Here is a 21,620-nt window from a genome sequence, read left to right as displayed (position 1 = left end):
CCGTGCCGGGGGAGACCCGGGAATCCGGCCGGCAAGCTCGGGAGGCACGCCGTCCGGATCACCGGCGCCCCCCTGCCACCATCACCGGCAGGGGGGCGCGCCCGCCCGCACGCCGCCCCGGACCTCCGAGCCCTCCACGACCTCCGAGGAGTCACAGCCAGGTGGCGAACTCCAGCAGCAGCTCCGCGTCCTGGGCGCGGCCCACCCGGCGGGCGCGCACGCCCGACTCCACCGCACGGAAGAGGGTCCAGCCGCGCAGCCGCTCCTGGTCCACCTCCAGCGACTCCGCGAGCCGCTTCACCCGGCGGCGGGTCGTCGCCGCGCCGGACGGCTGGGCGATCAGGTCCTCGACCCGGTCGCGGACGAGCCGGGCCAGATCGAAGGCGCACTCGCCGACCACCGGGTCCGGGCCCACCGCCAGCCACGGCATCCGATCGCCCGCGAGCACCTTGCTCTGCCGGAACGTCCCGTGCAGGAGGCGGGGTTCGGGCGGCCCGGCGAGCAGTTCGTCCCGGGCGGCCAGCGCGGCCCGCACCAGCGCGGCCGACTCCGGGTCCGCCCCGGTGCCCGCCCGCATCGCCTCCGCCTGCCGCCCGGTCCGCTCGGCGACCGTCTCGAAGACGTGGTCCCCGGGCGGCGGCACCCACAGGCGGCGCAGTGTCCCCGCCGCCTCCAGCAGTGCCCGTGCCTCGGGCAGCGACCGCACCGACACGTCCGGGTGCAGCCGCTCCAGCAGCAGCACCCCCTCCGACTCCTCCGGGGCGGTGCCGGCGTCCAGCAGCTGCACCGCGCCCCGCCCGGCCCAGTGCGCGAGCGCGGCCCGCTCGGCCTCCGGCCGGAACCGGCGCGGCGCCAGTTTCAGCACCGCGGGCGTGCCCTGCGCCGTGCTCACCAGCACCACCAGACTGCTGCGGCCCCCGGGCACCTGCACCCGCTCCACGGTCAACCCGAGCGCGGCCACGGCCCGCCGTGCCGCCCCGGGCACCTGCTCCAGCCAGCGGTCACCGTCCGGAGCCGTCTCCGCGAGCGCCCTCACCAGACGCCTCGGCGGGTCGAAAACCATGCGCGCGTCGTTCCCTTCGTGGTGTCGCGGAGCCTGCCCGCGGTGTCGCGGAACCCGCCGCCCGTCGTGCGCCGTCCGCGCGCCCGGCGCCGTGCCGTCCCGGGCCGTGCCGCCCGCGGGCGCCTCAGTCGTCCGGACCGGCCCGCTCGGCCAGCCCAGGGAAGGCTACGCTCCCCCCGCTCCAGCGGGCCGAGCGCACCGCCGCCTCCCGCAACGCCTCCGCGGCGGTCCGGCGCCGACCGCCCCGGCTGTCGCGGACCAGGTCCGCGTAGACGCCGGCCAGGCGGTTCTCCAGTTCCGCGGCCAGCCGTACGGCCGCCGCCGCGTCCGGCACCGGGAAGGGCAGCGCGTACCCGGCGGCCGCGGCGACCGGTGCGGCACCCGCCTCCCGGACGTCGCGCACCAGCGCGTCCCGGCGGGCCCGGTGGGCGTCGTAGGCGGCGCGTGCCTGCGGTCCGAGGTCCTTGCCGACGCGTCCGCCGACCACGCCGTAGCCGTACACCGCCGCGTGCTCCGCCGCCAGGGCCGCCTGCAGCGACCGCAGCTCCCGCTCCTCCGCCTCGTTCACGCCCGTCCCTCCGTCAGCAGGAACACGTGCGCCGCCCCGGCCGCCGCCGCGGAGGCCAGCAGGCGGGCCAGCTCGCCCGGCGCCTCCAGCAGCGCGCGGGTGCGCCGGTCGGCGAGCTCCCGTTCCGCCGCGGCGAGGCCGGCCAGGGCCTCCTTCGGCGTCGCCGGCACGGCGGGGGAGGCCGGCGCGGAGGGGGCCGCGGACGTCTCGGCGCCGGTTCCGGACGGCGTCGGTGCCTCCGAGGACGAGGACGTCGTCGGCGTCGGCGCGGGTCCGAAGGCCCCGGCGTGCCGGACGACGTCCGCGCGCAGCGGGCGCAGCCGGTCGGCGAGCCCGGGGTGCGCGGCGATCACCGCGTCGTACCGGGCGGCCAGCTCCCCGCTGTCCCGGGCCGCACGCGCGCGGACCCGTTCCGCGGCCGAGGGGCCGCTGCCGCGGGTGGTGGCGGAGTCGTCGGACCCGGCGGAACAGCCCGCGGCGACGAGGGCCGCCGGGGCGACGGCGAGCAGGCTCCGTCTGCGGGGCCCCGAGCGGGTGCCCGGGAGATGGGGGAACGGCACGGGAGACGTCCTCGGGGGGCTCGTTCGAACGTGGCGGCGACGGCGGGGGCCGCAGACGCGTGATCACGGTACCCGGGGTCGCCCCCGGCGGCGGTCAGCGGCACCCTCCGTCACCGGGTGGACGGCATCACCCTCTGCGACCGGATACCCTTTGACCAGACACGCGCACCGTCCCACAACAGCACACGCGGCCGAGGAGTCACCCGGATGAGCACCACCCAGAGCGAGAGGCTGCGAGAACTTCTGGAACCGCTCGTCAGCTCACAGGGCCTCGATCTCGAGGAGATCGCCGTCGACTCGGTCGGCCGCAAGCGGGTGCTGCGCGTCACCGTCGACTCCGACACCGGTGCCGACCTGGACCGGATCGCCGATGTGAGCCGCGCGCTCTCGGCGAAGCTGGACGAGACGGACGCGATGGGCGGCGGGGAGTACACCCTCGAAGTGGGCACCCCCGGCGCGGAGCGTCTCCTCACCGAGCACCGGCACTACGTGCGTGCCACCGGACGCCTGGTGAGGTTCCAGCTGACCGAGGGCGGCGAGCTGACCGCCCGGATCCTGACGGCCGACGACGAGGGACTCGACGTCGAGGTGCCGGGGGTCAAGGGGCGCAGGCCCACCGCGCGCAGGCTCGCCTTCGGCGACATCACCCGGGCGCGCGTCCAGGTCGAGTTCAACCGCAAGGACGACAAGTCCGACGACGCGTCCGCCAGGCAGGGCGACGAGAAGGAAGAGGAGGCGTAGCCGTGGACATCGACATGAGTGCCCTGCGGGGCCTGGTGCGGGAGAAGGAGATCTCCTTCGACCTGCTGGTCGAGGCGATCGAATCGGCTCTCCTCATCGCCTACCACCGGACCGAGGGCAGCCGCCGCCAGGCGCGCGTGGAGCTCGACCGGAAGACCGGGCACGTGACCGTGTGGGCGAAGGAGGACCCCGAGGACGTCGAGGAGGGCCAGGAGCCCCGCGAGTTCGACGACACCCCGTCGGGGTTCGGCCGCATCGCCGCGACCACGGCCAAGCAGGTGATCCTGCAGCGGCTGCGGGACGCCGAGGACGACGCGACGCTCGGCGAGTACGCGGGCCGCGAGGGCGACATCGTGACCGGTGTCGTCCAGCAGGGCCGCGACCCGAAGAACGTGCTGGTCGACATCGGCCGGCTGGAGGCCATCCTGCCGGTGCAGGAGCAGGTCCCGGGCGAGACGTACCCGCACGGCATGCGGCTGCGCAGCTACGTCGTCCGGGTCGCCAAGGGCGTGCGCGGGCCCTCGGTCACGCTGTCGCGCACCCACCCCAACCTGGTGAAGAAGCTGTTCGCGCTGGAGGTGCCGGAGATCGCCGACGGTTCCGTGGAGATCTCGGCGATCGCCCGTGAGGCCGGTCACCGCACGAAGATCGCCGTCCGTTCCCTGCGGTCCGGGCTGAACGCCAAGGGCGCCTGCATCGGCCCCATGGGCGGCCGGGTGCGCAACGTCATGGCCGAGCTGAACGGTGAGAAGATCGACATCGTCGACTGGTCGGACGACCCGGCCGAGATGGTGGCGAACGCCCTGTCGCCCGCCCGGGTCTCCAAGGTGGAGGTCGTGGACATGGCGGCCCGGTCCGCCCGGGTGACGGTGCCGGACTACCAACTCTCCCTGGCCATCGGCAAGGAGGGGCAGAACGCGCGGCTCGCCGCCCGGCTGACCGGCTGGCGGATCGACATCCGGCCGGACACCGAGCAGCCCGGCGACGCGTCGGGCGAGTAGCCCGTGCGGCGGTGCGGCCGGCGGCCGCACCGTGCGTCCCCGGCCGGCCGGAACGCGGCCGGGGAATGGATCCAGGCCGCAGGTCGCTGAGATCACGACAGCTTTTTCTGCGGCACGTGTTCGATCCTTGCCCCGAAGGGGTGAGGTCGCTTCGGGGAGGTAGACTGAGCTGTGTCTGGCCGGACACCTACCCGTGCATGCCCCGAACGCACCTGCGTGGGGTGCCGGGAGCGAGCGGTCAAGAACGAGCTGCTGCGGATCGTGGCGGTCGAGGGCGCCTGCGTCCCCGATCCTCGCGGTACGCTGCCCGGCCGGGGTGCTTACGTACACCCCGTCCCGCTCTGTCTGGACCAGGCGGTGCGCCGCAGGGCGTTCCCGCGGGCGTTCCGCGTCCCGGGACCGCTCGACGTAAAGGCGTTGCGCCACTACGTCGAGCAGGCACAGGGTTGCTGACAGCAGCCCGACAGGAAGACATGCCGTACGGAACCCCCCGTGCGGTCTGGTACCTCGCGAGTCGAAAGCAGGTCGAGATTGCGATGAGCACTCGATGAGTACGCGATGAGTACGCCCATGAACTAGCGACGGTCCGGACGCAACCCGGACCTCAAAGGAGCGAAGTGGCTAAGGTCCGGGTCTACGAACTCGCCAAGGAGTTCGGTGTGGAGAGCAAGGTCGTCATGGCCAAGCTCCAGGAACTCGGTGAATTCGTCCGTTCGGCGTCTTCGACCATCGAAGCGCCCGTAGTACGCAAGCTGACCGACGCCTTCCAGGGCGGCGGCGGCAATGGCAAGTCCGCGGCGAAGCCGGGAGCGCCCCGCAAGGCGGCCCCCAGGCCCGCGGCACCCTCTCCGGCACAGGCCGCAGGCCCCCGCGCCGCCAAGGCGCCGGGGGAGCGTCCGGCTGCCCCGAAGCCGCCGGCCGCGCCCAAGCCGGCCGCGTCCCAGTCCCCGGCACCGTCGGCGCCCTCGCCGGCGACCCCGGGTCCGCGTCCGACGCCGGGCCCGCGCCCCGCGCCGCGTCCGGCCCCGGCCGCGCCGGAGTTCCAGGCCCCGCCCGCGTCGCCGGCCGCCCCGTCCGGGCCGAAGCCCGGCGGCGCGCGTCCCGGTGCCCCCAAGCCCGGCGGTCGTCCCGCCGGTCAGGGCCAGGGCCAAGGTCAGGGCCGTCCGGCCGGTCAGGGACAGCGTCCCGGCGGTCCCCGTCCGGGCGCCCGCCCGGCCGGTCCGCGTCCCGGCAACAACCCGTTCACCTCGGGTGGCTCCACCGGCATGGCCCGTCCGCAGGCGCCGCGTCCCCAGGGACAGCGTCCCGGCGGCCCCGGTGCCCCCGGCGGCGGTCCCCGTCCCCAGGCACCCGGTGCCCAGGGCGGCGGTCCGCGTCCGCAGGCTCCGGGCGGGCAGCGCCCGACCCCGGGCTCGATGCCGCGTCCGCAGGGCGGGGCTCCCCGTCCCGGCGGTCCGCGTCCCAACCCCGGCATGATGCCGCAGCGTCCCGCTGCCGGCCCGCGTCCCGGCCCCGGCGGCCGCGGTCCGGGCGGTGCGGGTCGTCCCGGCGGCGGTGGCGGCGGCGGCCGTCCCGGCTTCGCCGGGCGTCCCGGTGGCGGCGGCGGTGCCGGCCGTCCCGGTGGTGGCGGCGGTTTCGCCGGCCGTCCCGGTGGCGGCTTCGGTGGCGGCGGTGGCCGTCCCGGCTTCGGCGGCCGTCCCGGTGGTCCCGGTGGCCGCGGTGGCACGCAGGGCGCCTTCGGCCGTCCCGGCGGTCCCGCGCGTCGCGGCCGCAAGTCGAAGCGGCAGAGGCGCCAGGAGTACGAGGCCATGCAGGCCCCGTCGGTCGGCGGTGTGATGCTGCCTCGCGGCAACGGCGAAGCCATTCGCCTGTCGCGCGGTGCCTCGCTCACCGACTTCGCGGAGAAGATCAACGCCAACCCGGCGTCGCTCGTCGCGGTCATGATGAACCTCGGCGAGATGGTCACCGCGACCCAGTCCGTTTCCGACGAGACGCTCCAGCTCCTCGCGGACGAGATGAACTACACCGTTCAGATCGTCAGCCCGGAGGAGGAGGACCGCGAGCTGCTCGAGTCCTTCGACCTGGAGTTCGGCGAGGACGAGGGCGACGAGGAGGACCTGGTGGTCCGTCCGCCGGTCGTCACCGTCATGGGTCACGTCGACCACGGAAAGACCCGTCTGCTCGACGCCATCCGCAAGACCAACGTCGCCTCCGGCGAGGCGGGCGGCATCACCCAGCACATCGGTGCCTACCAGGTCACGACCGAGGTCAACGAAGAGGATCGCAAGATCACCTTCATCGACACCCCGGGTCACGAGGCGTTCACCGCCATGCGTGCCCGCGGTGCCAAGTCGACCGACATCGCGATCCTGGTCGTCGCGGCCAACGACGGCGTCATGCCGCAGACGGTCGAGGCGCTCAACCACGCCAAGGCGGCCGAGGTCCCGATCGTCGTCGCGGTCAACAAGATCGACGTCGAGGGCGCCGACCCGACCAAGGTGCGCGGTCAGCTGACCGAGTACGGCCTGGTGGCCGAGGAGTACGGCGGCGACACCATGTTCGTCGACATCTCCGCCAAGCAGGGTCTGCACATCGACAGCCTCCTGGAGGCCGTCGTCCTCACCGCCGACGCCTCGCTCGACCTGCGGGCCAACCCGAAGCAGGACGCGCAGGGCATCTCGATCGAGTCCCGGCTCGACCGTGGCCGCGGTGCGGTGGCGACCGTCCTCGTGCAGCGCGGAACGCTGCGGGTCGGCGAGACGATGGTGGTGGGCGACGCCTACGGCCGCGTGCGCGCCATGCTCGACGACAACGGCAACAACGTCTCCGAGGCGGGCCCGTCGACGCCGGTCCAGGTCCTGGGCCTGACCAACGTCCCGGGTGCGGGCGACAACTTCATCGTCGTGGACGAGGACCGTACGGCCCGTCAGATCGCCGAGAAGCGCGCCGCCCGTGAGCGCAACGCCGCGTTCGCCAAGCGCACGCGCCGCGTGTCGCTGGAGGACCTGGACAAGGTGCTCAAGGCCGGCGAGGTCCAGCAGCTGAACCTGATCATCAAGGGTGACGCGTCCGGATCGGTCGAGGCACTCGAGTCCTCGCTGCTCCAGCTGGACGTCGGCGAAGAGGTCGACATCCGCGTCCTGCACCGCGGCGTCGGTGCGGTCACGGAGTCCGACATCGACCTGGCGATGGGCTCCGACGCCATCGTGATCGGCTTCAACGTGCGCGCCGCCGGGCGGGCACAGCAGATGGCCGAGCGCGAGGGTGTGGACGTCCGGTACTACTCGGTCATCTACCAGGCGATCGAGGAGATCGAGGCGGCCCTCAAGGGCATGCTCAAGCCGGAGTACGAAGAGGTCGAGCTCGGTACGGCGGAGATCCGCGAGGTCTTCAAGTCGTCCAAGCTGGGCAACATCGCGGGTGTCCTCATCCGCTCCGGCGAGGTCAAGCGCAACACCAAGGCGCGCCTCATCCGCGACGGCAAGGTGGTCGCGGAGAACCTCACCATCGAGGGACTGCGTCGCTTCAAGGACGACGTCACCGAGATCCGCGAAGGCTTCGAGGGCGGTATCAACCTCGGGAACTTCAACGACATCAAGGTCGACGACGTCATCGCGACGTACGAGATGCGCGAGAAGCCGCGGGCGTAACCGCCACGGTCCACGCGCCGGCCGACGGGACGCTCCATGTCCCGTCGGCCGGCGCGTGCCCGGTCCCGGCCCGGCCGGGAGCCGCGGGGCGCAATATCCGTCGATCACGCGGCCCGCTTCGTTGTACCGTTCGTGATGTCCCCGCCCACTGGATGGCGGGGCCATCGATCCCGTGCCGGCGGGTGAACCGGTTGCACATGTATGTGGGGACGCTGTCCTTCGACCTCCTCCTCGGCGACGTACGGTCGCTGAAGGAGAAGCGCTCCGTCGTCCGCCCGATCGTCGCCGAACTCCAGCGCAAGTACGCGGTGAGCGCGGCGGAGGTGGATCATCTGGACCTTCACCGCAGGGCGCTCATCGGCCTCGCGGTGGTCTCCGGCGACGCGGGGCACATCACCGACGTGCTGGACCGGTGCGAGCGGCTGGTCGCCGGGCATCCGGAAGTGGAGCTGCTGTCCGTCAGGCGGCGCTTCCACGGCGAAGACGACGACTGACGACGACTGACGACGACCAGGCTGTCGAGAACGAGATCAGGAAAGAACGGGAGACGGACCAGTGGCCGACAACGCGCGGGCGAAAAGGCTGGCGGACCTCATCCGAGAGGTGGTGGCCCAGAAGCTGCAGCGCGGGATCAAGGACCCGCGGCTCGGCACGCACGTCACCATCACGGACACCCGGGTCACGGGTGACCTGCGGGAGGCGACCGTCTTCTACACGGTGTACGGGGACGAGGAGGAGCGCAAGGCCGCCGCGGCGGGCCTGGAGAGCGCCAAGGGCGTGCTGCGCTCCGAGGTGGGCCGGGCGGCGGGCGTGAAGTTCACGCCGACGCTGACCTTCGTCATGGACGCCCTCCCGGACACGGCACGCAACATCGAGGACCTCCTCGACAAGGCGCGCCAGTCCGACGCCAAGGTGCGCGAGGCGTCCGCGGGCGCCACGTACGCCGGCGGGGCCGACCCGTACCGCAAGCCGGACGAGGACGAGACGGACGACACCGCCGAATGACGCAGAAGCCCCCCACGCCCGACGGCCTTGTCATCGTCGACAAGCCGTCGGGCTTCACTTCGCACGACGTGGTCGCCAAGATGCGGGGCATCGCGCGCACCCGCCGGGTCGGTCACGCCGGCACCCTCGACCCGATGGCGACGGGCGTCCTCGTCCTCGGCGTCGAGAAGGCCACCAAGCTGCTCGGCCACCTCGCGCTGACGGAGAAGGAGTACCTCGGCACCGTCCGGCTCGGGCAGGACACGGTCACCGACGACGCCGAGGGGGACATCACCTCCTCCACCGACGCCTCGAAGGTCACCCGCGAGGCCCTCGACGCCGGTATCGCCGCACTGACCGGCGACATCATGCAGGTCCCGTCGAAGGTCAGCGCCATCAAGATCAACGGCGTGCGGTCGTACAAGCGGGCCCGCGAGGGCGAGGACTTCGACATCCCGGCCCGCCCGGTCACCGTCTCCTCGTTCGACCTGTACGACGTGCGGGACGCCGTCGCCGAGGACGGCACCCCGGTGCTCGACCTGGTCGTCTCCGTCGTCTGCTCCTCCGGCACCTACATCCGGGCCCTCGCCCGCGACCTGGGCGCCGGACTCGGGGTCGGCGGACACCTCACCGCGCTGCGCCGCACCCGCGTCGGCCCCTACCGGCTCGACACGGCGCGGACCCTGGATCAGTTGCAGCAGGACCTCACCGTCATGCCGATCGCCGAGGCGGCGGCGGCCGCGTTCCCCCGCTGGGACGTCGACGCCCGGCACGCCCGGCTGCTCACCAACGGGGTGCGGCTGGAGATGCCCGAGATGTACGCGGGCACCGGTCCGGTGGCCGTCTTCGGCCCGGAGGGCGGCCTGCTCGCCCTGGTCGAGGAACACCGGGGCAAGGCCAAGAGCCTGGCCGTCTTCGCCTGACGGACGGCCCGCGGCACCCGTCCGGGGCGGGGGCGGGATCACGGGCCTGCCCGCTCGCCCGCCCGGCTGGGGACGGGCATACACGGCTGCCCGCCCGCCTGCCCGCCTTTCTGCTCCCCCCGGCCGCCGGTCTGCTCGCCCGCCCGCGGGGGGACCGGACCACCGGACCGTCGGCCCTCAGGCGCCCCGGCGCCGATGCGGTGTGTCGCCCTGGGGACGATGGTCCGGCCGAGCGGTCCGTCGCGCTGCCGCCGAGGGCTCCGCCGATGCGGTCCGTCACGTTGCCGCTGAGGGCTCTGCCGATGTGTCGTCCTGCCGATGCGCCGATGCGCCGATGCGCCGATGCGCCGACTCGTCTCCTCGACGCGCCCGTCCGTCGGGCGCCGCCATGCCGGTACGCGCCCTTCCCAGGCGGTCGGCGCGGCCGGCCCGTCCGTGGAGCGGCGTCACGGACCTGCCCTGCCGCCGCTCCACGGTCCCCCTCGGTTCCCCCACCCCTAGGGTGTATCCACCAGGCATCCTTTGTTCACCCGTACGTGCAGGCGCTCGGAGTGAACCGGGGGAGCGGAAGGGGGCGCGTTCGCCGCAGGGCGTTTCCCGCTGATCATCGTGGCCTACTGTCCAGAACACAGGCACGGTGGTAAGGCAGTACGGCGGGGAGGTTCGGCGATGACATCGATGACGTCGCGCCACCGGATCCCCCGCGATCCCGACGCCCCCCACGGTCCGGACGGCGCTCAGGAACACGCTCAGGACCCCGCCCCGGACGCCGGGGAGACCCCCGTCGGGCCGCCGGCCCCGGAGGACCTGCTGGTACGGGTCCACGACCTCGCCGGCCGGCCGCGCGGCACCGGCTTCCTCGCGGACCACCACGGCACGGTGATCACCAGTCACGAGGCCGTCGACGGACTGCCCCGCCTCGTCCTGCGGGCCCCGGACGACCGGCACTGCGTGGTCGACGCCGACGCCGTCACCCCGCTGCCCGCCCTCGACCTCGCCCTGGTCCGCACCGACGGACTCGGCCTCGACCCGCTGCCCGTCACCGCCCGCGACCGGATCGACAGCGGCACCTACGTGACGCTCGCCGCAGGCTGCTGGCGCGAGGCCCGCGTCCTGGGCGCCACGACCGTCACGTACACCGCCACCGACCGCTCCCACCGCCTCGACGACGCCCTCGAACTGGCCATCGGCACCGCGGGACGGGACGCCCTGCGGCTCGGCGGCGGAGCGGCCGGCGGGCCCGTGCTCGACGCCCGGACCGGCGCCGTGCTCGGGGTGCTCGGTACCGCGCTGCGCTCCCCGCACCGCGACACCGGCTTCGCCGTCCCCCTGCGCTCACCGGCCCCCACCGCCGCGGAGGACGCCCCCGGCCGGTCGGACGGCACCGCCGCCGGTACCCGCCGGGCCGACGGCCCGCTCGCCGCCCTCCTGGCCCGGAACGCCACCACGGTCCCCGCCTACGGCGCCGACCTGAACGTCGCCGGGGTCCTGCACCTCACCGCCACCTCCGTCGCACAGGACGGCCCCCCGGGCGTCCTCACCGGGGACACCGCCGCGCGCGGCGGCCTGCCCCGCGTCGAACGGGCGGGCGTGACAGCGGAGTTCACCGCGTTCGAGCAGGGCTCGGCGACCGTGCTCGGCCTCGTCGGCCCGCCCGGCAGCGGCCGCACCACCGAACTCGCCGCGTACGCCGCCCGCCGCCACCGGGACGGCCGGCCCACGCTCTGGCTGCGCGGTGCCGACCTCCACCAGGACGACACCTCCCTCGCCGACGCTGCCCGCCGCGCCCTGGGCCGGGCCGCCCGCATCGTGGCCGCCTCCCGCAGCCCCCTGCCGGCCGGCCCGGACGGCCTCGGCGACACCGGGCCCGAGCACCTCGCCGCCCTGGCCCGCGCCGCCGGACGACCCCTGACCGTCCTCCTCGACGGTCCCGAGGAGATGCCCCCCGTCCTCGCCCACCGCCTCGCCGCGTGGACCGACGGCACCGCGCGCTGGCTGCGGACGACGGGCATCCGCCTGGTGGTCGCCTGCCGCCCGGAGTTCTGGGACGACGCCGCGCCCCGCTTCCCCGCCGGCCTGCTGCACGCGGCACGGGACGCGGCGGACCGCGCCGACCCGGCCCCCGCCCACGTGCCCCTCGGTGACCTGTCGGCCGAGGAGGCCCGGCGCGCCCGCGCCCACCACGGTCTGCCCGACGACCTCCTCACCGGTTCCGAAGCCCGGCATCCCCTCGCCCTCCGGCTGCTGTCGGAGATCCGGGACGCGCTCGGCGGCACACCCGGCGTGCCCGTCGACCGCGACGACCTCTTCTCCGCCCACCTGGACCTGATGTGCCTGCGCGTCGCGGTCCGCCTCGCCGCCGGGAACGGCCTGCGCGGCACCGCCGTCCGCCGCCTCGCCGCCCGCGTCGCCGGACAGCTGCACGAAGCCGCACGACGCAGCCTCGGGCCGGGCCAGGGAGAGCTGGAGCGGACCGCGTTCGAGGAACTGTTCCCCTGGGGCCCCGCCCCCGCCCACCTCGGCGGGGGCACCGGCTGGGCCACCGCCGTGCTCACCGAGGGCGTCCTGGTGCCCGCGGGGGCCGGATACCGCTTTGCCCACGAGGAGTTCGCCGACTGGATCCAGGGCGTCCACCTCGACCTGGACGAAGCCCTGCGCGCCCTGGTCCACGCCCCCCGCCCGGCCGGCGACCCGGACCGCGTCCCCGTCCCGCACCACCGGGCCGGCCCCGTCGTGGAGGCCCTGCTGCGCCTCGGACGTCGCGGCGGCACCGTCCCGCTCGCCTCCCGGCTCGCCGACCTGGTGCACGCCCTGGACGCCGACCCGTCCTCCTGGTGGGCCGCCCGGCTGCTCTCCGCCACCCTCACCCGGGTGCCCGACGCCACGCCCTACACGGCGGTCCTCGGCCTGCTGGCCCACCGCGTGGCCGCCTGGCGGGAGCAGCGCCGGCCGGTGCCCGCGGACCTCGGCCCGGACTTCTGGAGCACCGTCCCGCTGCCGCCCGACACCCGCTTCGCCCTGCTGCGACGGCTCGTCCCCGCCGACGGCCCGCCGTGCGAGACCGGCCCGCGCTTCCTCGACGCCGCCGCCCGGCTGCTCACCGCCGACCCCGTCGAGGTCATCCCGCAGCTCGTCCGCTGGTTCGACGACGAGCGGCCACTGCCCGCCACCCCGCACGCGACCGTGGCCACGGCCGCACAGGTCCTGCTGCACACCCACCGCGACCGCGCCCCCGACGCCCTCACCGAGGCGCTCGCCGACAGCGCGCACCGCCGGGCCGGACAACTGCTGGCCGTCCTCGCCGAGGAGGAACCCGGCGCCGTCTGCCGGGCCGTCCACCGGTGGGCGCACGACGGGCGGCCCGCGCGCCGGGCCGCGGCCGTGACCCACGGGCTGCGCGTCGTCCCCTACGTCCGGAACGGCGCCGACCGCGCCCTGCTGCGGCAGGCCGCCCTGGCCCTGCTCGACCGGACCGACGACACCGCCCCGCACGGCGGCGCCCTCGCCCTGCTGGTCCGCGACCCGAGCAGCCGGGACCAGCACCTGGCCCGCGCCCTGGAACACTTCGCGGCCGGGGACCCGCAACTCCCGCCGGACGCCCTGACCGGCGCCCTGGTCACCCACCCCGGGCCGGTCCTCGCCGCCTTCGGGGAACGGCTCACGCGGGCGGACGCCGCCGAGACCCTCCGCGTCCTCGGCGACGCCACCACCCCGGGCCTGGCCGGCCGGGTCGCCGCGCTGCTGCGGGACGCCGTCCGACGGCATCCGGAACTCGCCGGGCACATCGCCGGGTACGCCGAGCGGCGCCTGAACGGAGGACCCGCCGCCCTGGACGTCCTGTTCCGGCTGCTCGCCGGTCTGCTCGACGGCGGCCCCGCCCCGCTGCGGGCGGCCCTCGCCGGTCTCCTCGCCGACCCCGGCACACCCGCCTCCCGGCCACCGCGCCGCGTCCTGCTGGACACCCTGCTCGCCCGCGTGCAGGACCCCGACGTCCTGACCGCGGTCCTGCACGCCGCCGCCCGCACCACCGGCCCGGACCTGCGCGACCTCGTCCACCGCACGGGACTTCTGCTCACCCGCACCGCGGACGGCGCCGCCCGCCTCGACCGGGCCCTGGCCGACCTGGCCCGCCACGTCCCGGGCTTCGCCGCGGCGCTGGCCGGCTGGCTGGCGGACGCCCCGGGCGTCTGGGCGCCCCTCGTCGGTACCGGTGCCCGCCGGACCGTCGAGGACGTGGTGGGGGCGCGCGTTCCGGTGTGAACCGGCCGGGCGGAGCCGGCCGCCCCGACGATCCGGGCGGGCTGACCGGGGGATCCGGGCAGGGCCGGCGCCGGCTCACGACGGGCGGGCCCGGCGGCCGGGCGAGCGGTCCCCTGCGACCATGCCGCTGCGCGTCCCGGCGGGGCGGCATGGCACCCTTAGACCTGCGCGGAAAGAAGTCCACGCGACGTCCACGGACTCGGCTCGACAAGGTTTCGACAAGGAGCAGGCACAGTGCAGCGCTGGCGTGGCTTGGAGGACATCCCCCAGGACTGGGGGCGCAGCGTCGTCACCATCGGCTCCTACGACGGAGTGCACCGCGGGCACCAGCTGATCATCCGGCACGCCGTGGACCGGGCCCGCGACCTGGGCGTCCCGGCCGTCGTCGTCACCTTCGACCCGCACCCCAGCGAGGTCGTCCGCCCCGGCAGTCACCCGCCGCTGCTCGCCCCCCACCACCGGCGCGCGGAACTCATGGCGGAGCTGGGCGTGGACGCGGTCCTGATCCTGCCGTTCACCAGCGAGTTCTCCAAGCTCTCCCCGGCCGACTTCGTGGCGAAGGTGCTGGTGGACAGGCTGCACGCCAAAGCGGTCGTCGAGGGCCCCAACTTCCGCTTCGGGCACAAGGCCGCGGGCACCGTGGACTTCCTCGCCGAGCAGGGCAAGCTCCACGACTTCGAGGTCGAGGTCGTCGACCTGTTCGTGTCCGGTGAGGCGGGCGGCGGCGAGCCCTTCTCGTCCACCCTCACCCGGCGCCTGATCGCCGAGGGCGACGTCGAGGGCGCCGCCGAGATCCTGGGCCGTCCGCACCGCGTGGAGGGCGTCGTCGTCCGCGGCGCCCAGCGCGGGCGCGAGATGGGGTTCCCGACGGCCAACGTCGAGACCCTCCCGCACACCGCCATCCCCGCCGACGGCGTGTACGCCGGCTGGCTGCACGCCCAGGGGGAGGCCATGCCGGCCGCCATCTCGGTGGGCACCAACCCGCAGTTCGACGGCACCGAGCGCACCGTGGAGGCGTACGCCATCGACCGCGTCGGCCTCGATCTCTACGGCCTGCACGTCGCCGTGGACTTCCTGGCCTTCGTGCGCGGCCAGGCCACGTTCGACACGCTCGACGCCCTGGTGGAGCAGATGGGCCGGGACGTGCAGCGCTGCCGCGAACTGGTCGCGGCGGCCGAGCAGCGCCCGTAGCGGGGCGCGAAGCGGCCCGACGACCGGCACCCGCCGGTCCCGGGAGCGCCGGCCCCGGGGTGAGGCCTCTCGCAGGCGCCTGCGTCCTGCCCGCGGCGCCCGGGCCGTCGCCGGTGCGTGCCGCGTCCCGGTACGTATCCTCCGGGCCCGGAGTCCGGACCGTCCCCGGAGCCCGGACCGCCCCCGGTATCTGCCGCGTTCCCGGCGCCCGCTCCGACCCAGGCGCCCGCTCCGTTCCCGGCGCCCCCGGCCCTCCGGCCTCAGTGCTCCGCGGCGGTGTCGTCCTCCGTCCCCCGCACGCCGGTCGCGTGGGCCCAGTGGCAGGCGACCTGGGCCGTGTCGCCGCCGTCCAGGACCGCCGGGTCCACGGTCCGGCACGCCTGTGCGACGCCGGCCCGGTCCGCCTCCCCGGCCGCGAGGACCTGGCAGCGGGCGTGGAAGCGGCAGCCGCCCGGGATGCGGGACGGATCCGGCGGTTCACCGGTGAGCACCACCGGCTCGCCCGGCGCCTCCGGCAGCACCGACAGCAGGGCCCGGGTGTACGGATGGCGGGGGGCGGTCAGCACCTGCTCCACCGCCCCGCTCTCCACGATCCGGCCCAGGTACATCACCGCCACCCGGTCGGCGATGTTCCACGCCAGGCCCAGATCGTGCGTCACCACCAGTGCGGACAGGCCCAGTTCGGTGCGCAGCCGCAGCAGCAGCGCCAGGATCTCCCCGCGCACCGAGGCGTCCAGGGAGGCCACCGGCTCGTCGGCGACGAGGAGTTCGGGCTCCAGCACCAGTGCGCCCGCGATCACCACCCGCTGCCGCTGTCCGCCCGACAACTCGTGCGGGTAGCGCAGGAAGAACCGCTCGGGAGGCCGCAGTCCGGCCCGGGACAGTGCGCGCGCCACCGTCGCCCGCTCGTCACCGCCGTGGCCGTGGATGCGCAGCCCCTCGGCGACCGCGTCGTACACCGTGTGCCGGGGGTTGAGTGAGCCGCTGGGGTCCTGCAGCACCAACTGCACGCGTCGGCGGTACGCCTTGAGGGCGCGGCCGGAGTGGTCCAGCGGCTCGCCGTCGAACGTGACCCGGCCGCCGGTGGGCCGCACCAGGCCCAGCAGCGCGCGGGCCAGCGTCGTCTTGCCGCAGCCCGACTCGCCGACCAGGGCGACGATCTCACCGGCGCGGATGTCGAGGTCGACACCGTCCACGGCACGGGCGCCCGGCGCTCCGCGCCGCCCGGGGAAGGCGACCCGCACCCCCCGGGCACTCAGCAGCGGGGCAGCGGGAGCCGGGGTGGGGGAGGTGGTCATGGGGTGCCGGGCCTCGCCTTCCGAAGGGGGACCGCCGCGGCGGCGGCCGTCGTGTCCTCACCGACCCGTACGCAGGCGGCCCGCCGGTCCGCGTCGACCCCGCGCAGCGGCTGGTCGTCCACCGCGCAGGACTCCAGCGCGACCGGACACCGCGGATGGAACGCGCAGCCGGACGGCAGCGCCGACGGGTCCGGGGGATCCCCGGCGAGGCCGCGCGGCGCGAAGCGCGAAGCCGGGTCGCCGATGCGGGGGAACGCCGCCGACAGCGCCCGGGCGTACGGGTGGACGGCGGCACGGTGGACCGCGTCGGCCGGGCCCTCCTCGACGACCCGGCCCGCGTACATCACCGCCAGCCGGTCGCAGGTGTCGGCCAGCACCGCCAGGTCATGGCTGATCATGATCAGGCCGACGTCCTGGTCGGCGACCAGCCGTTCGATCAGACGCAGGATCTGCGCCTGGATCATCACGTCGAGCGCGGTGGTCGGCTCGTCCGCGATGATCAGCCGCGGATCGCAGGCCAGCGCCATGGCGATCATCACGCGCTGCCGCTGCCCGCCGGACAGCTCGTGCGGATGGGCCGCCGCCCGTGCCGCCGGGAGCCCCACCTGTTCCAGCAACTCCCCGGCCCTGCGCCGCGCTTCGGCCGGGGTCGCCCGGCGGTGCAGCAGCAGGGGCTCGGCGATCTGGTCGCCCACGCGGTGCACGGGGTTCAGGGAGTGCATCGCGCCCTGGAACACGATCGAGGCGCCGGCCCAGCGGACCGCCCGGACCCGGCCCCACTTCATGGCCAGCACGTCCTCGCCGTCCAGCAGCACCTGTCCGGCGGTGTGCGTCCCCGGGGGCAGCAGCCGCAGCAGGGCCAGCGCCAGCGTGGACTTGCCGCAGCCGGACTCCCCGGCGATGCCCAGTTTCCGGCCCGCCTCCAGCCGCAGGTCGACTCCGCGCACGGCGGTCGCCCCGCCCGGATAGGTCACGGCCAGGTCCCTGACCTCCAGCAGACTCAACGGGACACCCCCAGCCTGGGGTTGAGGACGGACTCCACGGCCCGCCCGCACAGCGTGAACGCCAGGGCCACCGAGGCGATGGCCAGGCCCGGTGGCACCAGGTACCACCAGTGGCCGGAGCTGACCGCGCCCGCCTCCCGGGCGTCCTGGAGCAGGCCGCCCCACGACACCACCGTGGGGTCGCCGAGTCCGAGGAAGGCCAGGGTCGCCTCGGCCAGGATCGCGGACGAGATGATCAGGGTCGTCTGGGCGAGCACCAGCGGCATCACGTTGGGCAGCACGTGGCGGCTCATGACGTGCCAGTGCCCGCCGCCCAGCGCCCGCGCCCGCTCGATGTAGGGCCGGGTCTCCACCGCGAGCGTCTGGGCGCGCACCAGCCGGGCCGTGGTCGGCCACGTGGTCACCCCGATCGCCACCACGATGGTGACCAGCGAACGGGGCATCACACTGGCCAGGGCGATCGCCAGCACCAGGGTCGGCATCACCAGGAACCAGTCGGTGATCCGCATCGTCACCGTCGCGTACCAGCCGCGGAAGTGTCCCGCGGTCACCCCGATCAGCGTGCCGATGGCCACCGACAGCACGGCCGCGAGCAGCCCCACCAGCAGCGACACCCGCGCGCCCTGGATCACCAGGCCGAGCAGGTTCCGCCCGAACCGGTCGGTGCCGAACGGGAACGCGGCACTCGGGCTCTCCAGGGCCTCGCCGGGGGCGTCCGTCACCTGGTCGACGTCGGACCCGACCAGCAGGGGTGCGGCGAGCGCCAGCACCCCGGCCAGCAGCAGCGCGGCCAGTCCGGCCACGCCCGACCGGTGGGTGCGGTACTGCCGCCAGAAGCGGGCCACCGAGGCACGCCGCCGCTGCCCGGCCAGGGTGCGCGCGGACGCCTTCACCGGCACCGGAGCCGGCGGGGAGTCAGCCGGCGGGGAGCCGGGCGGCGGGGAGGCGGGCGGCGGGCCCCCGGCCGGGGTGCCGGAGCCCGGCGCCGGCGTGTCGGTCGTGCCGTCGTGGTCGGTCGTCATCGGCCCACCCGGGGGTCGAGCAGCGGATAGATCAGGTCGGCCAGCGTGTTCATCAGGATCACCGCGGCCGCGAACACGAAGAACAGGCCCTGCACCAACGGCAGATCGGGCACGCTCAGCGCCTGGTAGAACAGCCCGCCGAGACCGGGCCAGGAGAAGACCGTCTCCACCAGGATCACGCCCGCCACGGTCCGCCCGAGGTTGATGAACACGAGCGTCACCGTCGGCAGCAGCGCGTTGGGCACGGCGTGGCGACGGCGCACCAGGTCGTCACGCAGTCCCTTGGCCCGCGCGGTCGTCAGGTAGTCGCTCCCCATCTCGTCCAGCAGCGCGGACCGCGTCACCAGCAGCGTCTGCCCGTACTCCACCGCCACCAGCGTCAGCACCGGCAGCACCAGGTGGTGGGCCACGTCCAGTACGTACGCGAGGCCCTCCTCGCCGCCCGACTCCATGCCGCCGGTCGGGAACAGGCCCGGGACCGGGCCGACGCCCACCGACAGCGTGACGATCAGCAGCAGGCCGAGCCAGAACGACGGCACGGAGTACAGGACGAGCGCCAGACCGGTGTGGAACCGGTCGCCGAGCCGCCCTTTGCGCCACGCCGCCCGCGTGCCGAGCAGGACGCCCAGCGCCGTGTAGAGGACGAAGGCGGTCCCGGTCAGCAGCAGGGTGTTCGGCAACGCCTCGGTGATCTTGTCGATCACCGGGGCCCGGAACTGGTACGACGTTCCCAGGTCGCCGGTGAGGGCCTTGCCGCAGTAGTCGGTGAACTGCTGCCACATCGGCAGGTCCAGCCCGAACTCACGGCGGTAGGCGTCCAGTTGCTCCGCCGACACCTGACGTCCGCCGGTCATGAACTTCACCGGGTCGCCCGGGATCAGCCGGAAGAGGAAGAAGCTCGTGACGAGGACGGCGAACAGCGACACGGCGGCGCCGGCCAGCTTGCCCGCCACGTACCGCAGGTAGCCGGTCGTGGTGCGGGCCCGCGGGCCGCCGCGGCCGGCCGCCGGTCCGTCCCCCTTCACCGGACCGGCGGCCGGCACACCCCCCACGGGCGCGGATGCCGCGTCAGCGGTCATGGGCGCCCGCCCGCCGCCTACTCACGGTCGTCGGCGGTCGCCCGCCGCCGCAGCGCCAGGAACGCGCCCAGCCCCGCGAGGACCACGGCCCCCGCGACGATCCCGAGGACCACACCGACCGACGAGGAGCCGCCGCCCGAGTCGTCCGAGGCCGCCGGCACCGCGGACCACCAGCTCCAGTAGCCGTCCTGGCCGTAGATGTTGCCCGCCTTCGCCGGCATCGTGGTGATCGACTCGATGTGGTCCGTGCGGTACGCCTCCACGGCGTTCGGGTACGCCATGACGTTCATGTACCCGAGGTCGTACAGCCGGGACTGCATCTGCTTCACCAGACCGGCACGTGCGGCCGGGTCGTACTCGGCGAGCTGGCGCGCGTACAGCTCGTCGTACTTCTCGTCGCAGATGAAGTTGTCGGTGGCGCCGGTGTCCTTCGGCGTCGCGGGCAGCGCGGCACAGGTGTGGATGGACAGGACGAAGTCCGGGTCGGGGTTGACCGACCAGCCGTCGAAGGCCAGGTCGTACTCGCCCGCCAGCCACGGATCGGTCACGTTGTCCAGGCAGTTGAGCCGCACCCCGATGCCGAGGTCGCCCCACCACTCCTGGAGGTACTTGCCGATGGCCTTGTCGTTCGGGTCGGTGGCGTGGCACAGCACCCGGTACGTGATCGGCTCGCCGTCCTTGCCGACCCGCCTGCCGTCGGCGTTCTCCCGGTACCCCGCCTCGTCGAGGAGCGCCGCCGCCTTCGCCGGGTCGTACGCCAGCTCCTGCCCGGCCGACGGCTCCCAGAAGTACTGCGAGAAGCGCGGGGGTATGTAACCCGCCCCCTCCACGGCGTGCCCCTGGAACACCTTGTCGATGATCGCCTCGCGGTCCACCGCCATGAACAGCGCGTTGCGCACCCGCTGGTCGAGCAGCGAGGGATGGCCGTCGCCCATCTTCTCGCCGTTCCTCGCCTTCGCGCCCGGGTTCGTGGCGAGGGCGTAGAAACGGCGCCCGGGCGCGTCGTTGACCCGGATGTTCTTCTCCTTCGCGAGCGACTCCGCCTGCGCGGGCGTCAGCGACGGAGACCCGGCGACGAACGACACCTCGCCCTTGCGCAGCGCCGACACGGCCGCGTCCTGGTCCTTGTAGTACCGGAAGACCAGCTCGTCGAACTTCGGCGCCCCGCGCCAGAAGTCCTTGTTGGGCTTCAGCCGCACGTAGCTGTCGGCCTTGTAGTCGGTCAGGACGAACGGCCCGTTGCCGACGAGGGGGAAGTCCTGGTCGTTGTTGAACTTCGCGTAGTCGTCGACCTTCTCCCACACGTGCTTGGGCACGATCGGCACGTCCAGCGCCGTCATCGTGGCCTGCGGCTTCTTCAGCCGGATGACCAGTTCGGTCGGGCTGGGCGCGGTGACCTCCTCGAAGTTGGCGACGAAGCTGCCGTTGGCGGTGGCCGCCCCCTCGTCGGTCATCATCGTGTTGAACGTCCAGGCCGCGTCCTCGGCCGTGGCCCGCTTCCCGTCGGACCACGTCGAGTCCGACCGGATGGTGTACGTCCAGGTCAGCTTGTCCGGCGACGACTCCCACTTCGTGGCCAGCCCGGGGACGACGTGGTTGTCCTCCGGGTCGTAGTTGGTCAGGTACTCGTACGTGAGCCGGTGGATGCTCGTACTGAGCAGCCGCACGGCGAGGAACGGACTGAGCGAGTCGACGCTCTGCGCCACCGCGACGGTGAGCACCTTCTTGCCGTCGTCGGCCGCCTCGGCCCGCTGGGGCGCCGGGTTCAGCGGTGTCACCAGCCCGGCGGTCAGCGTCAGCGCTGCGGCACCGGCCACCGCGACGACACGCAGCGGACCGCCGTGGAGCGCCCCGCGCCGGGGCCGGGGGTGGGGGGAGGGGCGCCGCCCGCCGGGGGGCCCGCCGTACTGATCGTTCGTGTCCATAAGAGGGCTGACCTCGCGTCATCGCTCGCACGGGAAGGACGGGTTGATCAGGTGGGTGATGAGTGTGTCTATCAGCGCCCTCCGCCACCGTCAACGGCGCGTGCACCCCATGTGGCCTGCGGAAATAACGAATTGACGAGCATTTCTCGCCCATTGGCGGAGACCACTGAAGCGCCCCAGGCCAGGGGCTGGCGGCCGGATCCGGCCTTTGGGCGGTGTCATGGCCGGGGGCGGGTGGTGAGGGGACTGGGGCGGGCGGCGAGGGGACTGAGGTGGCGGGGGAGGGGGCGCGTACACGGTGGCCGGTGCGGGGGTGTGGCCGGCCTGTGCCGGTGCGCGGTGGTCCGGTCT

The 21,620-nt window shown here is 74.4% G+C and carries 17 protein-coding genes; 9 read left to right on the top strand and 8 right to left on the bottom strand.

Features of this window, described 5'->3' with window-relative positions; genetic code table 11:
• Positions 1 to 151: 151 nt before the first annotated feature.
• The 3 genes from AB0F01_RS29005 to AB0F01_RS28995 form a co-directional block, all read right to left on the bottom strand.
• Positions 152 to 1,063 carry an aminoglycoside phosphotransferase family protein gene (locus AB0F01_RS29005; RefSeq protein WP_362101686.1) on the bottom strand — a complete coding sequence of 304 codons (912 nt, stop codon included), beginning with the start codon at positions 1,061 to 1,063 and terminating at the stop codon, positions 152 to 154.
• Positions 1,064 to 1,187: 124 nt separating this feature from the next.
• A complete protein-coding gene (locus AB0F01_RS29000; protein WP_362101683.1) occupies positions 1,188 to 1,631 on the bottom strand; it encodes a DUF4439 domain-containing protein in 444 nt (147 codons plus the stop codon).
• The gene (locus tag AB0F01_RS28995; protein ID WP_362101682.1) at positions 1,628 to 2,191 is read right to left on the bottom strand and encodes a hypothetical protein; all 564 of its coding nucleotides are present in this window, start codon (positions 2,189 to 2,191) and stop codon (positions 1,628 to 1,630) included. The genes AB0F01_RS29000 and AB0F01_RS28995 overlap by 4 nt, the downstream gene beginning before the upstream one ends.
• Before the next feature lie 207 nt (positions 2,192 to 2,398).
• Here AB0F01_RS28995 and rimP point away from each other — a divergent pair, with 207 nt between their 5' ends.
• The 9 genes from rimP (at position 2,399) to AB0F01_RS28950 (ending at position 14,941) form a co-directional block, all read left to right on the top strand.
• On the top strand, positions 2,399 to 2,932 hold the full coding sequence (gene rimP, locus AB0F01_RS28990) for a ribosome maturation factor RimP (protein ID WP_362101679.1): 534 nt from the start codon (positions 2,399 to 2,401) through the stop codon (positions 2,930 to 2,932).
• 2 nt (positions 2,933 to 2,934) lie between these two features.
• Entirely contained in the window at positions 2,935 to 3,933 is a 999-nt protein-coding gene (gene nusA, locus AB0F01_RS28985) for a transcription termination factor NusA (RefSeq protein ID WP_362101676.1), read from the top strand.
• A 171-nt stretch (positions 3,934 to 4,104) separates the two neighbouring features.
• The gene (locus AB0F01_RS28980; protein ID WP_362101673.1) at positions 4,105 to 4,386 is read left to right on the top strand and encodes a YlxR family protein; all 282 of its coding nucleotides are present in this window, start codon (positions 4,105 to 4,107) and stop codon (positions 4,384 to 4,386) included.
• Positions 4,387 to 4,550: 164 nt separating this feature from the next.
• A complete protein-coding gene (gene infB / locus AB0F01_RS28975; RefSeq protein ID WP_362101671.1) occupies positions 4,551 to 7,583 on the top strand; it encodes a translation initiation factor IF-2 in 3,033 nt (1,010 codons plus the stop codon).
• 197 nt (positions 7,584 to 7,780) lie between these two features.
• On the top strand, positions 7,781 to 8,077 hold the full coding sequence (locus tag AB0F01_RS28970; protein WP_362101735.1) for a DUF503 domain-containing protein: 297 nt from the start codon (positions 7,781 to 7,783) through the stop codon (positions 8,075 to 8,077).
• A gap of 61 nt (positions 8,078 to 8,138) precedes the next feature.
• Complete coding sequence (rbfA, locus tag AB0F01_RS28965; RefSeq protein WP_362101668.1) at positions 8,139 to 8,588, top strand: 30S ribosome-binding factor RbfA; 450 nt, start codon at positions 8,139 to 8,141, stop codon at positions 8,586 to 8,588.
• Complete coding sequence (gene truB, locus AB0F01_RS28960; protein ID WP_362101665.1) at positions 8,585 to 9,490, top strand: tRNA pseudouridine(55) synthase TruB; 906 nt, start codon at positions 8,585 to 8,587, stop codon at positions 9,488 to 9,490. Before rbfA ends, truB begins: the two co-directional genes overlap by 4 nt.
• Positions 9,491 to 10,168: 678 nt before the next feature.
• Positions 10,169 to 13,750, top strand: a complete 3,582-nt coding sequence (locus AB0F01_RS28955; protein ID WP_362101733.1) for a trypsin-like peptidase domain-containing protein — start codon at positions 10,169 to 10,171, stop codon at positions 13,748 to 13,750.
• Between the two features lie 234 nt (positions 13,751 to 13,984).
• Entirely contained in the window at positions 13,985 to 14,941 is a 957-nt protein-coding gene (locus tag AB0F01_RS28950) for a bifunctional riboflavin kinase/FAD synthetase (protein WP_362101661.1), read from the top strand.
• A gap of 260 nt (positions 14,942 to 15,201) precedes the next feature.
• Here AB0F01_RS28950 and AB0F01_RS28945 read toward each other — a convergent pair whose 3' ends face one another.
• The 5 genes from AB0F01_RS28945 to AB0F01_RS28925 are packed head-to-tail and all read right to left on the bottom strand — an operon-like array spanning position 15,202 to position 21,269.
• Positions 15,202 to 16,239: an ABC transporter ATP-binding protein gene (locus AB0F01_RS28945; protein WP_362101658.1), complete on the bottom strand. Its 1,038-nt coding sequence runs from the start codon at positions 16,237 to 16,239 to the stop codon at positions 15,202 to 15,204.
• Positions 16,236 to 17,243, bottom strand: coding sequence for an ABC transporter ATP-binding protein (locus AB0F01_RS28940; RefSeq protein ID WP_362101655.1), 1,008 nt, complete (start codon positions 17,241 to 17,243; stop codon positions 16,236 to 16,238). The genes AB0F01_RS28945 and AB0F01_RS28940 overlap by 4 nt, the downstream gene beginning before the upstream one ends.
• Positions 17,240 to 18,265 carry an ABC transporter permease gene (locus AB0F01_RS28935; RefSeq protein ID WP_362101652.1) on the bottom strand — a complete coding sequence of 342 codons (1,026 nt, stop codon included), beginning with the start codon at positions 18,263 to 18,265 and terminating at the stop codon, positions 17,240 to 17,242. The genes AB0F01_RS28940 and AB0F01_RS28935 overlap by 4 nt, the downstream gene beginning before the upstream one ends.
• Complete coding sequence (locus AB0F01_RS28930; RefSeq protein ID WP_362101649.1) at positions 18,262 to 19,344, bottom strand: ABC transporter permease; 1,083 nt, start codon at positions 19,342 to 19,344, stop codon at positions 18,262 to 18,264. The genes AB0F01_RS28935 and AB0F01_RS28930 overlap by 4 nt, the downstream gene beginning before the upstream one ends.
• 17 nt (positions 19,345 to 19,361) lie before the next feature.
• The gene (locus tag AB0F01_RS28925; RefSeq protein WP_362101646.1) at positions 19,362 to 21,269 is read right to left on the bottom strand and encodes an ABC transporter substrate-binding protein; all 1,908 of its coding nucleotides are present in this window, start codon (positions 21,267 to 21,269) and stop codon (positions 19,362 to 19,364) included.
• Positions 21,270 to 21,620 lie beyond the last annotated feature (351 nt).

Source organism: Streptomyces sp. NPDC029526, assembly GCF_040637405.1.
In the GTDB taxonomy this organism is placed as follows: domain Bacteria; phylum Actinomycetota; class Actinomycetes; order Streptomycetales; family Streptomycetaceae; genus Streptomyces.
The sequence above is the reverse complement of the archived record's forward strand: the minus strand, read 5'-3'. Positions and strand labels throughout refer to the sequence as shown.

Bases quoted from the DNA above. Each gene is read 5' to 3' on its own strand.
- AB0F01_RS29005 (WP_362101686.1), bottom strand. From the start codon at position 1,063: ATGGTTTTCGACCCGCCGAGGCGTCTGGTGAGGGCGCTCGCGGAGACG.
- rimP (WP_362101679.1), top strand. From the start codon at position 2,399: ATGAGCACCACCCAGAGCGAGAGGCTGCGAGAACTTCTGGAACCGCTC.
- AB0F01_RS28970 (WP_362101735.1), top strand. From the start codon at position 7,781: ATGTATGTGGGGACGCTGTCCTTCGACCTCCTCCTCGGCGACGTACGG.
- truB (WP_362101665.1), top strand. From the start codon at position 8,585: ATGACGCAGAAGCCCCCCACGCCCGACGGCCTTGTCATCGTCGACAAG.
- AB0F01_RS28955 (WP_362101733.1), top strand. From the start codon at position 10,169: ATGACGTCGCGCCACCGGATCCCCCGCGATCCCGACGCCCCCCACGGT.
- AB0F01_RS28945 (WP_362101658.1), bottom strand. From the start codon at position 16,239: ATGACCACCTCCCCCACCCCGGCTCCCGCTGCCCCGCTGCTGAGTGCC.
- AB0F01_RS28935 (WP_362101652.1), bottom strand. From the start codon at position 18,265: ATGACGACCGACCACGACGGCACGACCGACACGCCGGCGCCGGGCTCC.
- AB0F01_RS28930 (WP_362101649.1), bottom strand. From the start codon at position 19,344: ATGACCGCTGACGCGGCATCCGCGCCCGTGGGGGGTGTGCCGGCCGCC.
- AB0F01_RS28925 (WP_362101646.1), bottom strand. From the start codon at position 21,269: ATGGACACGAACGATCAGTACGGCGGGCCCCCCGGCGGGCGGCGCCCC.